We start from the raw sequence: 12,144 nt of genomic DNA on the forward strand, positions 1-12,144 counted from the left end.
TCTGGTACCGTTGCGCCATGCCGCTCGTGCCGTACGTCATCGAACAGACCGGTCGTGGGGAACGCACCTACGACGTCTACAGCCGGCTCCTCAAGGAGCGGATCATCTTCCTCGGCTCGCCCGTCGACGCCGAGGTCGCGAACGTGATCGTCGCGCAGATGCTGCTGCTCGAATCGCAATCCTCGGAGCAACCCATCAACGTCTTCATCAACAGCCCCGGCGGGGAGGTGTACGCCGGCCTGGCGATCTACGACGTCATGCAGTACATCTCCGCGCCGGTCCACACGAACTGCGTCGGGGTGGCGATGTCGATGGCGTCGGTGATCCTCGCCGCCGGCGAACCCGGACACCGGGTGGCGCTGCCGCACAGCCGCATCATGATCCACGCCGGCAGCGCCGGCTTCCCCCGCGCCAGCCTCCCCGACCTGGAGGTGCAGGCCCGCGAGTACGCCGAGATCCGCGGCATCATGGAGGAGATCTACGAGCGGCACACCGGCCACCCGCGCGACAAGCTTCGCGCCGACATGGAGCGCGACAACTTCATGTCGCCCGAAGCGGCGCGCCGCTACGGCCTCATCGACCGCCTCGTGGAGCCGCACGCCACGACCCGCTTCGACGGCGAGGACGCGTCCTGACGTGAGCGACGACGCCCACCCCCGCTGCGGGTTCTGCGGACGCGGTCACGGCGAGGTCGCGCGCCTCGTCGCCGCCGAGGACGGCCACAGCCACATCTGCGACGAGTGCGTCGGGCGGATCGACGCGATCCTCGCCGGCACCGAACGGCTCGGGGACGCCGACGCGCCCACGAGCACGCCGCCGGCAGCGGCGCCGGCGCCGCTGGCGACCCCGACGCCGCGCGACCTGAAGGCGCACCTCGACCGGTGGGTCGTCGAGCAGGAGGACGCCAAACGGACGCTGTCCGTCGCGGTGCACAACCACTACCTGCGCCTGCACCACCCCGATGCGAACCTCCGCAAATCGAACATCCTCATGGTCGGTCCCTCCGGCACCGGCAAGACGTTGCTGGCGCAGACGCTGGCCGACAAACTCCAGGTGCCGTTCGCCATCGCCGACGCCACCACCCTCACCGAAGCGGGGTACGTCGGGGACGACGTCGAGAACGTCGTCCTGCGCCTGTTGCAGGTCGCGGAGTACGACGTCGCCGCCGCCGAACGCGGCATCGTCTACATCGACGAAATCGACAAGGTCGGCCGCAAGTCCGAGGGGACCAGCATCACCCGCGACGTGTCCGGCGAGGGCGTCCAGCAGGCGCTGCTCAAGCTCATCGAGGGCACCGTCGCGCACGTCCCGCCGCAGGGGGGCCGCAAACACCCGCACCAGGAGTTGGTGCCGGTCGACACGAGCCACATCCTGTTCCTCGCCGGCGGCGCGTTCGAGGGCCTCGAGGACATCGTCCGCGCCCGCGTGGACGTCAGCCGCGTCGGGTTCGACCCCCCCAACGAGGCGCAGGTGCGCGACGCGGAGGTCGTTCCCGAGGACCTCGTCCGGTTCGGCCTCATCCCCGAACTCATCGGGCGCCTCCCCGTCACCGTCCGCCTCGCCCCGTTGAGCGTCGACGCGCTCGTCGACGTCCTGACGCGGCCCGAGGGGGCCCTCGTCGGGCAGTACCAGGCGCTCTTCCGCCTCAGCGGCGTGACGTTGACGTTCGCCGACGCCGCCCTGCGCGAGATCGCCGTCCGCGCCCTCGACCGCGGGACCGGCGCGCGGGCGTTGCGCAGCGTCCTGGAGCGCACCCTGTCGGACGCGATGTACGAGATCCCCGGTTCCGACGTCGACGCGTTGCACGTCGAACCCGAGGACGTCGAGGACCCGAGCCGCCTGTGGGCGCGCGCCGAACGCCGCAAGACCGCCTGAGTCGCCCCTAGAACGGCGCGGCGCGGAGGCGCGTCACGACCCCCGCGACGCGGGCGGCGGCGTCGTCGATCGCCGCGGCGTCCAGCCCTTCGCCGACGCTGAAGCGGAGGCTGGCCTTCGCCGCCGCGCGCGGCAGCCCCATCGCGAGGAGCACGTGGCTGGGTTCGAGGCTCCCGGCGCTGCAGGCGGAGCCGGCGCTCACCTCCACGCCCGCCCCGTCGAGCGCGATGCGGAGCGCGTCGCCGTCGACGTCCTCGACGCGGACGTTCAGGTGCTTCGGTCCGCGCCGTTCGCCGCCGTTGCGCGCGACGCCCGGGAGCGCCGTCACGGCGGCCTCCAAACGGTCGCGAAGCGCGGCGTAGTGCGCGCCCCGCGCGGCGGCGTCGCGCGCCGCGGCGTGCGCCGCGACGCCGAACCCCACGATCGGGGCGACGGCGTGCGTGCCGGCCCGACGGCCGCGCTCCTGCCCGCCGCCGACCGCCTGCGGCGTGAGGGGGTGGCCGTCGCGGACCCAGAGGGCCCCGACGCCCTGCGGGCCGCCGAGCTTGTGGGCGGAGACCGCGACGAGGTCCGCCCCGAGCGCGCCGACGTCGAGCGGCGTCGCGCCGAACGCCTGCACCGCGTCGCACAGGAACGCCGCCCCGTGCGCGTGCGCGACGGCGGCGAGGGCGGGCACGTCGGCGACCGCCCCGGTCTCGTTGTTCGTATGCATCACCGCCACCAGGGCGGCGGGCCCCTCGAGGCGCGCGAGGTGCGCCTCGAGGACGTCCGGGGTGGGGGCGCCGTGCGGGCCGGGCGGCAGCCACACGAGCGGGCGGCCGCGCGCCGCTTCGCGCCACGCCGCCTGCCGGACCGCGTCGTGCTCCGCGGCGGACACGACCATCGCGCCCCCCCGGTCGTCGGCGCGCGCGTCGAGGGTGCCCTGCAGCGCGAGGGCGTCCGCTTCGGTCGCGCCGGACGTGAAGACGATCTCGCCGGGGGCGCCCCCGAGGGCGGCGGCGACGGCCTCGCGCGCCGTCTCGACGGCGGCGCGTGCGCGTTGTCCGCTGCGGTGGACGCTGCTGGGGTTGGCGGGCACGGCGTCCAGCCACGGCAGCATGGCGTCGCGCACCTCGGGCGCGAGGGGCGTCGTGGCGGCGTGATCGAGGTAGTGGCGGGTCAGGGCGTCAGGCGCCGAGGCTCACCGCTTCGGGCGGCGCCTCGAGGGAGATCAGGTCGCGTTCCTTCATCAGGTCGGCGAGGGTCGTTCCGCCCAGCACGCGGCGGACGGCGGCGTCCACCTCGCGCCACAACGGCTCGGTCCCGCACGCCCCGGTCCGGCTGCAGGAGTCCTCGTCCTCGACGCAACTGACGGGGGCGACGGAGCCTTCGAGCCGCTCGACGACCTCGAGGGCGGTGATGGCGTCGGGCCGGCGCGCGAGGCGATACCCGCCGTGCGCCCCGCGGACGCTTTCCACGAGGCCGCCGCGGCGCAGGACCGCGAAGATCTGCTCGAGGTACTGGTGCGACAGCCCCTCCCTCTCCGCGACGCGCTTGAGGCTGGTCGGACGCTCGCCCCCGAGCCCGATCTCGATCAGGGCCCGCATGCCGTACTGCGCCTTCGTGGATACCCACATGGGCGTAGGGTACCGCGCCGAGGCCCGCACGGCAAACCGTGACGAACGTCCCCGACCGCCGGACCGGGCCCGGAGCTCCGTCCCGGGCCCCACCCTGGGTCCCCTCAGCCCTGTCCGAGGGTCGCGAGGAACGCCTCGTTCGTGTCGGTCCGCGAGAGGCGCGACAACAGCATCTCCATCGCTTCGGCGGGATCCATGTCGCTGATGACCTTGCGGAGCAACCACATCTTGGCGAGGACCGCCTCGTCGAGGAGCAGGTCCTCGCGGCGCGTCCCGGACTTGAGGATGTCGATCGCCGGGAAGATGCGGCGTTCCTCGAGGCGGCGCGCGAGGTGCAGCTCCATGTTGCCCGTCCCCTTGAACTCCTCGAAGATCACGTCGTCCATGCGCGAACCGGTCTCGACGAGCGCGGTCGCGAGGATCGACAGGCTGCCGCCCCCGCGGATGTTGCGGGCCGCCCCGAGGAAGCGTTTCGGCCAGTGCAGCGCGCTGCTGTCGAGACCGCCGGACAACGTCCGGCCGGTGGGCGGCGTCACGAGGTTGTTCGCGCGCGCCAGGCGGGTGATGGAGTCCAGCAGGATCATCACGTGCCCGCCGTCCTCGACGATGCGGCGGGAGCGTTCGTGGACGAACTCCGCGACGCGGATGTGGTTCGCCGGCGGCTCGTCGAACGTCGAGGCGACCACCTCCACGCCCTCGACCGACTCGCGGAAGTCGGTGACCTCCTCGGGGCGCTCGTCGACGAGCAGCACGATCAACGTCACGTCCGGCTCGTTCACCGCGACGCTGTGCGCGATCGCCTTGAGGAGCGTCGTCTTCCCCGCCTTGGGCGGAGCGACGATCAACCCGCGCTGCCCCCGCCCGATGGGCGCGAGCAGGTCGATGACGCGCGACGACAACGCGTCGGGCGTCGTTTCGAGCGCGATGCGCTGCTCGGGGAAGGTCGGGACCAGGTCGTCGAAGCGGGGGCGCTTCGACGCCTGGAACGGATCGACGCCGTTGACCGCCTCGACCCGCACGAGGCTTCCGTAGCGTTCGTTGTTGCGCGGCGCGCGCGCCTTGCCGAGCACCCAGTCGCCGGTGCGGAGCTTGAACTGCTTGATGAGGCCGGCGGAGACGATGACCTTCCGGCTTCCGGACTGCAGCATCGACGCCTGCAGGAAGCCGTAGCCGTCGCTGGAGATCTCGAGGTAGCCCTGCACGAGCTTCAGGCCCTCGGTCTCCGCGTACCGCTCGAGCACCGCGAGCACGAGGTCGTCCTTCTCCATGTCGCGGTACGCCTCGAGCCCGACCTCCTTCGCCATCAGGTGCAGCTCGGGAAGGATCTTGGCCTGCAGGTCGCGGAACGTCACCTTCGGTGCGTTGCCGCCCCCGCCCCCACCCCCGCGGGAGCGGCGGCCGCGCCGCTTGCCGCGCTTCTCGCCACCGCGGCCGTCGCCGCCCTCGGAGCCCGCGTCGGTCTCCCCGTCGGCGTCCCCGCCGGCCTCCGGGGCGTCGTTCCCCCCGCCTTGGGGTTCGTGCGCGGCGTCGTCCGCGGGTCGCTCCGCGTCGGACGGACCGTCGTTCGCGTCGTCGTCGTCGGCGGGCGCCTTCTTCTTCGGGGCCGCCTTCGCCTTGGGGGCGGCCTTCTTCGTCGTCCGTTTCTTCGTGGGCGTCGCGGCGCCGTCGTCGGACGCCGCGCCGCCGTCGCCCGTCGCGGGGACGCCGTCCTGGGGGTCGGCCGCCGTGTCGGCGTCGGGCTCGGTCTTCTTGCTGCGTGGGCTCATGCTGGGCTCCTGGGGGCGCGGGACCGCGCCGAGGGGTGGGGCGGACGCCCGGGCGGGCGTCGACCCGGTGGGCGTGCCGGGGAGGGGGCGACGCCCCCGAGGCTCGGCCGGACGTGCGGCGGCGACCGACCCCGTCCGGCGAGGGACGTGCTTGCGCGGCACGCACGACGTTCGCTCGGTTGTGGGTGGGCGCAGCGGCGTGTTGACGGGTCTCGGACCGGCTGCTAGCGTGCAGTATACGCTCCGCCGCGTCGGTGACGCAAGGTGCGGGGCGATGGCGACGACGGGACCGCGCGGAGGGGTCTCCGAGGACCCAGCGACCCGGGGACGGTGCGAGCCCGGGACCTCGCCCCCGCACCGCATCCTCCCCGAGCCGCTCCCCGAACCCCCACCCCCGGGGCAGTAGACGGAGCCGGGTGGCGCCCGACACCGCGCCAGGTCCTCGGTCCCGGCCGAGCGACCGCGAGGCCGCGCCCGTAGGGGGCCGGCGACGTTCGGGTGGTACCGCGCTCCACGGAGCGTCCCGACGCGAGCCGCGTCGGGACGTCGCGTTTCGGCCCGCACGCGGCGGGAGGCCTCATGCAGGACGACCCCCGACCCGACGCTCCGCGTGACGACGCGCCGCGCGACGACGCTCCGCGCGACGACGCCCCGAGCACCGAACGCCCGTCCGGCGTCGCGACGGGCGGCGACGGCGCGCCGTTCGCGCCGGTCCCCGCGACCCCGGACGCACCCGCCCTCGAGGCGGACGTCGCGGCGTTCTGGAAGCGGCACGACGTGTTCGCCGCCTCGCTCGCCAAGCCCGCCCCACGGGGCGAATGGGTGGTCTACGAAGGGCCCCCCACCGCGAACGGGAAGCCGGGCGTCCACCACGTCATCAGCCGCATCTACAAGGACCTGTTCCCGCGCTTCAAGACGATGCAGGGCCACCACGTCGAACGCAAGGGCGGGTGGGACACGCACGGCCTCCCCGTCGAGATCGCCATCGAGCAACGCCTCGGCTTCACCTCGAAGGCGGACGTCGAGGCGTACGGCATCGAGGCGTTCAACGCCCTGTGCCGCGACTACGTCTTCGAGAACATCCAGGACTGGAACGCCCTGACCGAACGCATCGGCTACTGGGTGGACCTCGACGACCCGTACGTCACGTACGACCGGAGCTACATCGAATCGAACTGGTGGGTCCTCAAGGAACTCTGGACGCGGGGCCTGCTCGTCGAGGACTACAAGACGACCTGGCACAGCCCCAGCAGCCACACCACCCTCGCCAGCCACGAGGTGTCCCTCGGCTACCGCGAGGACGTCGAGGACCCCAGCGTCTACCCCGCCTTCGAGACCGACGCCGCGGACCTCGTCGCGCGGGGCGTGGTGCCCGGCGACGTCGACCTCCCCGTCCGCTTCCTGGCCTGGACGACGACCCCCTGGACGCTGGGCGCGAACACCGGCCTGCTCGTGAAGGGCGACGCGACGTACGCCCTCGTCGCCGCGCCCGCGCGGAGGGGCTCCGGCGGGCGCGACGTCGCCTTCGTCGTCGCTCGCGACCGCGTCGAGGACGTCTTCGAGGGCGACCCGTACGAGGTGCTCGCCACCTTCCCCGGGCACGCCCTCGACGGCGCGACGTACGCCCCGGTCCTGCGCGGCCGCGCGGAGGGTGGCGGCCCCGCGGAGGACGTCGCCCGGCGGGTGGTGCTGGACGACGCCGTCAGCCTCGAGGACGGGACGGGGATCGTGCACGTCGCGCCGGCGTACGGCGACCTGGAGGTCGGCCGGACGCACGGCCTCGCGACGGTGTTCAGCGTGTCGTTGAGCGGCGAGGTCCTGCCCGAGGTGACGCTGCCCGACGCCCCCGCCGACGCGCCGGGCCCGTGGGCGGGGACCTGGTTCAAGGACGCCGACGCCGCCATCGCCGACGCCCTCCTGGCGCGCGGCGCGATGTACCACGCCACCACCCTGCGGCACGCCTACCCGTTCAACTGGCGCGACGGCACGCCCCTCATGAACGTCGCGAAGAAATCCTGGTACATCCGCACGACCGCCGTGAAGGAGGCGCTCCTGCGGAACAACGACGCGATCACGTGGGTGCCGGACGCGATCCGGACCGGTCGGTTCGGGAAGTGGTTGGAGAACAACGTCGATTGGGCCGTCAGCCGCGAACGGTACTGGGGCTGCCCGCTGCCGGTGTGGGAACGCGAGGACGGCGGCGACCGCATCTGCGTCGGCTCCGTCGCGGAGCTCGAGGCGTTGTCGGGCCGGGACCTGTCCGACCTCGACCTGCACCGCCCGTACGTCGACGACGTGACGTTCGAGAAGGACGGCGCGACGTACCGGCGGGTGCCGTACACGGTCGACGTGTGGTTCGAGTCGGGCGCCATGCCGTACGCGCAACGCCACTACCTGGGCGACGCCTCGGCGCCGGAGGACCGCGCGGCGTTCGAGCGGACGTTCCCCGCCGACTACATCTGCGAAGCGATCGACCAGACCCGCGGCTGGTTCTACAGCCTGCACGCCCTCGCGACGCTGCTCACCGACCCGGGCGACGGCGCGCGGCCCGCGGGGCCGCTCGCCGACCTCGCCCCCAGCACGAGCGCCTTCAAGGCCGCGATCTCGTTGGGGCACATCGTCGACGAGAACGGCGAGAAGATGTCGAAGTCGAAGGGCAACGTCGTCGACCCTTGGACGGTCCTCGACGCGCAGGGGGCCGACGCCCTGCGCTGGTACCTGTTCACCGCCAGCCCCCCCGAGGCCACGAAACGCTTCTCCGCCCACCTGGTGGAGGCGTCCCACCGCGACTTCGGGATGACCCTGTGGAACGTCTACGCCTTCTTCGTGATGTACGCGAACCTCGATGCGCCCGACCTCGACGCCGCCCCCCCCGACGTCGAGCGCCCCGACGCCGACCGGTGGCTCGTCGCGCGGCTGCACGACCTGGTGCAGACCGTCACGGAGCGGCTCGAGGCGTTCGACGCGACCGGCGCGGCGCGCCCCCTCCGCGACTTCGTGGTGGACGACCTGTCGAACGGGTACGTGCGCCGCAACCGCAAGCGCTTCTGGAAGTCGCGCGACGCGACCGACCAGGCCAGCGCCTACGCCGCGCTGTACGAGACGCTCACGACCCTCGCGCGGCTGTTGGCCCCGTTCACGCCGTTCCTCGCCGAGACGATGTACCGCAACCTGGTCGTCTCCCGCGACCCCGACGCGGCGGCGTCGGTGCACCTGGCGGACTGGCCGGAGGCGGACCCCGCCCGCATCGACGCGGACCTCCTGGCGGACATGGCGGCGTTCGTGCGGGCGGTGGAGGTCGGTCGGGCCGCGCGCGCGCAGAGCGGCGTGAAGACCCGCCAACCGCTGCCGGAGGTCCTGCTCCGCGCCCCCGACGACGCGGCCCTCGCGGGGCTGCGGCGGTTCGAGGCGGCCCTCCGCGACGAGCTGAACGTGAAGGCCGTGCGTTACCTGGCCCCCACCGACGCCTTCGTCGATTACGACGTGAAGCCGAACCTGCCGCTCCTGGGCCGCCGGCTCGGCCCGCGGATCCCCGCCGTCGCCCGCGCCCTCGCGGCGATGGACGGCCGCGCGGTCGCCGCCGCCGTCGGGGCGGGCGAGACGCTGCACGTCGAGGTGGACGGCGACACGATCGCACTGGAGCCGGACGCCGTCCTGCTCGACGCGCGGAGTCCCGAGGGGTACGCCGCGGTCGAGGACCGCGGCTACCTCGCGGCGTTGGACGTGAACGTCACGCCGGACCTCCGCCGCGAGGGCCTGGCGCGCGACGCGATCCGGGTGGTGCAGAACGCCCGCAAGAACGCGGGCTTCGACGTCGCCGACCGCATCGAGGTCGTCTGGGCGAGCGAGGACCCCGACGTGGTCGCCGCGCTGGAGGCGCACGGCGACGTCGTCGCGGAGGAGGTCCTGGCGCTCGCCCTGACGCGCGGGGCGGACGACGCGGTCGCCACCTGGCCGCACGTCGAGGACGCCGACCTCGACGGCGAGGGCGCCGCGCTGCGGGTCGGCGTGCGCCGCGCCCCGGGGGGCGCCGCGACGTCCGGGCTAGACTGACGCGCTGGAGGGGCGCCCGCGCGGCGCCTCGGATCCTAGGAGGCAACGCATGAAGATCGGTATCAACGGGTTCGGTCGCATCGGTCGGCAGATCTTCCGGATCGCGCACGCGCGCGGCCTGGAGGTCGCCCTGGTCAACGACCTGACGGACAACGCCACGTTGGCGCACCTGCTGGCGAACGACTCGAACTACGGTCGCTTCGACGGGGACGTGACGCACGACGACGAACACCTGATCGTCGACGGGCGCCGCGTGCGCGCCACCGCCCTCAAGGACCCCGCGGAGCTCCCCTGGGCGGAGCTCGGGGTCGACGTCGTCGTCGAGTCGACCGGCCTGTTCCGCAAGCGGGCGCAGGCGGCGAAGCACCTCGACGCCGGCGCGTCGCACGTGTTGATCAGCGCGCCGTCGCCCGACGCGGATTTCGACGTGATGTTGGGCGTGAACGACGAGGCGTTCGACCCCAGCCAGCACCGGATCGTCTCCAACGCCAGCTGCACGACGAACAGCTTGGCGCCGGTCATGAAGGTGATCGACGAGACGTTCGGGGTGGAGCAGGCGATGATGTCGACCATCCACAGCTACACGAACGACCAGATGCTGCTCGACGGGCCGCACAAGGACCTGCGGCGCGCCCGGAACGCCGCGACGAACATCATCCCGACCTCGACCGGCGCCGCCGTCGCGGTCGCGAAGGTGCTGCCGCAGTTCGAGGGGATCTTCGACGGCGCCGCCCTGCGCGTCCCCACCCCGACCGGCTCGATCAGCGACGTCACGGCGCTCCTGAAGCGCGACGCGAGCGTCGACGAGGTCAACGGGGCGGTGAAGCGCGCCGCGGACGGTCCGCTTCGCGGCATCGTCCGCTACGCCGAGGCGCCGCTGGTGCTGGCCGACATCCAGGGCGACCCGCACTCCGGCATCTACGATGCGGAGCTCACGAAGGTGCAGGGGCGCATGGCGAAGTTCTTCGTCTGGTACGACAACGAGTGGGGCTACAGCAGCCGCATGGTCGACGTGCTCGAGCGGATGGCCGGCTGAGGCTCCCCGCCCCCGTTCCCGCCGTCGCGCCGGGCGCCCCCTCGCGGGGCGCGCGGCGCGACGCGAGGAGGTCCCCATGATCCCCACGCTCGACGATCTCGACGTGCGCGGCGCGCGCGTCTTCGTGCGCGTCGACTTCAACGTGCCGCTCCGGGACGGCGTCGTCACCGACGCCACCCGCATCGAGGCGGCCCTGCCCACCCTCCGGCACCTGCTGGACGGCGGCGCGACGTTGGTGCTGGCCAGTCACCTGGGGCGCCCCAAGGGCCCCAGCGACGACGCCCGCATGGCGCCGGTCGCCGACGCCCTCGCAGCGCGCTTGGGGCGCGAGGTGCGCTACGCGCCGACCGACGGCCCGGGCAGCGACGCGCAACGCGCGTTCGTCGCCGCGGCTCCCGACGGGTCCGTGACGCTGCTGGAGAACACCCGCTTCGACGCCCGCGAAACGAAGAACGATGCGGACCTCGCGCGGATCTTCGCGGAGTACGCCAGCGTCTACGTCGACGACGCGTTCGGGGCGGCGCACCGGGCGCACGCCTCGACGCACGGCGTGGCGCAGCTCCTACCGGGCGCCGTCGGGCGTCTCGTGGAACGCGAACTGGCGGTCCTGAGCCGCCTGACCGACGCGCCGGACACGCCGTTCTCGGTGATCCTGGGGGGCGCCAAGGTCAGCGACAAGATCGGCGTCATCGAACGCCTCCTGCCGCGCGTCGACCGGTTGTTCGTCGGTGGCGCGATGGCGTACACCTTCCTCGCCGCCCGCGGCGGGGAGGTCGGCGACAGCCTCGTCGAGGTGGACGCGTTCGACGTCGCCCGCGACCTGCTGGCCCGCGCCGAGACGCAGGGCACGACCCTGCACCTGCCCGTCGATTCGCGCTGCGCCGCCGACGTCGCGCCCGACGTCGACGTCTCCGTGCATCCCTCCGATCGGATCCCCGCCGGCCTCAAGGGCCTCGACGCAGGCCCCGACGCGATCCGCGCGTGGCGCGACGCGCTCGCCGGCAGCCGCACGGTGTTCTGGAACGGGCCGCTGGGCGTGTTCGAGGTCCCGCCGTTCGACACCGCGACGCGCGAGATCGCGCAGGTCGTCGCCGACCTCGACGCCTTCACCGTCGTCGGGGGCGGCGACTCGGTCGCCGCCGTGAACGCCGTCGGCGTGGCGAACGCCATCGATCACGTCAGCACCGGCGGCGGCGCGTCGCTGCAGTTCCTCGAGGGGGAGCCGCTGCCCGGCGTCGAGGTGCTGCGGCGCCCCTGACCGGCGGTCAGTCGCCCGCCAGGGCGGCCAGCAACAGGGGCGCGAAGGCGTGGGCGTCGGCGACGACGCCCACGTCGCAGTGCGCGAAGATCGGGGCGTCGGGATCGTGGTCGATCGCCACCACCGTCCGGCTCCGGTTCATGCCGGAGAGGTGCTGCACGGCGCCGGACACCCCGAGCGACAGGTAGACGTCGGGGGCGACCGTCTTCCCCGTCTGGCCGATCTGTTCGGCGTAGGGACGCCAGCCGGCGTCCACCGCGGCGCGGGTCGCGCCGACCGCCCCCTGGAGGGCGTCGGCGAGCGGAACGACGAACGCGTCGAACGCCTCCGGTCCCCCGAGACCCCGGCCGCCGGTCACGACGACGGGGGCCTCCTCCAGCGCCGCGCGGTCGCCCGCCTCCCCGTCGGTGCGCTCCACGGTGACGCCGGCGTCGGCGGGGTCGCCGGGCACCGCCAGGTCCTCGACGCCGCCGGGCGTGGCGGCCGGCTCGGCCGGCGCGAAGCCGCCGACCTTCGTGGTCACGACGACCGGGTGGGCGG

At 73.5% G+C, this 12,144-nt stretch carries 9 protein-coding genes; 5 read left to right on the forward strand and 4 right to left on the reverse strand.

What is annotated here, in order from left to right; translation table 11 throughout:
* Positions 1–17 precede the first annotated feature (17 nt).
* Together RI554_02320 and clpX are read left to right on the forward strand one after the other, a co-directional pair.
* On the forward strand, positions 18–635 hold the full coding sequence (locus RI554_02320) for an ATP-dependent Clp protease proteolytic subunit (protein ID MDR9390844.1): 618 nt from the start codon (positions 18–20) through the stop codon (positions 633–635).
* Position 636: 1 nt separating this feature from the next.
* A complete protein-coding gene (gene clpX / locus RI554_02325) occupies positions 637–1,875 on the forward strand; it encodes an ATP-dependent Clp protease ATP-binding subunit ClpX (GenBank protein MDR9390845.1) in 1,239 nt (412 codons plus the stop codon).
* Positions 1,876–1,882: 7 nt separating this feature from the next.
* Here clpX and RI554_02330 read toward each other — a convergent pair whose 3' ends face one another.
* The 3 genes from RI554_02330 to rho form a co-directional block, all read right to left on the reverse strand.
* Complete coding sequence (locus RI554_02330) at positions 1,883–3,037, reverse strand: cysteine desulfurase family protein (protein ID MDR9390846.1); 1,155 nt, start codon at positions 3,035–3,037, stop codon at positions 1,883–1,885.
* A 4-nt stretch (positions 3,038–3,041) separates the two neighbouring features.
* Positions 3,042–3,491, reverse strand: a complete 450-nt coding sequence (locus tag RI554_02335) for an RrF2 family transcriptional regulator (GenBank protein MDR9390847.1) — start codon at positions 3,489–3,491, stop codon at positions 3,042–3,044.
* Between the two features lie 104 nt (positions 3,492–3,595).
* Positions 3,596–4,843 (reverse strand): transcription termination factor Rho, encoded by a 1,248-nt coding sequence (gene rho, locus RI554_02340; protein MDR9390848.1) that lies wholly within the window; start codon positions 4,841–4,843, stop codon positions 3,596–3,598.
* 993 nt (positions 4,844–5,836) lie between these two features.
* On the opposite strand from rho, the gene ileS reads away from it, so the two are divergent.
* The 3 genes from ileS to RI554_02355 all read left to right on the forward strand — a co-directional run bounded on the left by ileS (position 5,837) and on the right by RI554_02355 (position 11,604).
* Positions 5,837–9,310, forward strand: a complete 3,474-nt coding sequence (gene ileS / locus RI554_02345) for an isoleucine--tRNA ligase (GenBank protein ID MDR9390849.1) — start codon at positions 5,837–5,839, stop codon at positions 9,308–9,310.
* A gap of 49 nt (positions 9,311–9,359) precedes the next feature.
* A complete protein-coding gene (gap, locus tag RI554_02350; GenBank protein ID MDR9390850.1) occupies positions 9,360–10,346 on the forward strand; it encodes a type I glyceraldehyde-3-phosphate dehydrogenase in 987 nt (328 codons plus the stop codon).
* 76 nt (positions 10,347–10,422) lie between these two features.
* On the forward strand, positions 10,423–11,604 hold the full coding sequence (locus tag RI554_02355) for a phosphoglycerate kinase (GenBank protein ID MDR9390851.1): 1,182 nt from the start codon (positions 10,423–10,425) through the stop codon (positions 11,602–11,604).
* A 7-nt stretch (positions 11,605–11,611) separates the two neighbouring features.
* On the opposite strand, the gene RI554_02360 is transcribed toward RI554_02355, so the two are convergent.
* Positions 11,612–12,144, reverse strand: a 533-nt coding sequence (locus tag RI554_02360) for an electron transfer flavoprotein subunit alpha/FixB family protein (GenBank protein MDR9390852.1), incomplete at its 5' end; no start/stop codon positions are given.

This window comes from Trueperaceae bacterium, from assembly GCA_031581195.1.
In the GTDB taxonomy this organism is placed as follows: Bacteria; Deinococcota; Deinococci; order Deinococcales; family Trueperaceae; genus SLSQ01.

What these genes read in the sequence shown, in the direction of transcription:
- RI554_02320 (MDR9390844.1), top strand. Translation starts at nt 18, where the DNA reads ATGCCGCTCGTGCCGTACGTCATCGAACAGACCGGTCGTGGGGAACGC.
- RI554_02335 (MDR9390847.1), bottom strand. Translation starts at nt 3,491, where the DNA reads ATGTGGGTATCCACGAAGGCGCAGTACGGCATGCGGGCCCTGATCGAG.
- ileS (MDR9390849.1), top strand. Translation starts at nt 5,837, where the DNA reads ATGCAGGACGACCCCCGACCCGACGCTCCGCGTGACGACGCGCCGCGC.
- gap (MDR9390850.1), top strand. Translation starts at nt 9,360, where the DNA reads ATGAAGATCGGTATCAACGGGTTCGGTCGCATCGGTCGGCAGATCTTC.
- RI554_02355 (MDR9390851.1), top strand. Translation starts at nt 10,423, where the DNA reads ATGATCCCCACGCTCGACGATCTCGACGTGCGCGGCGCGCGCGTCTTC.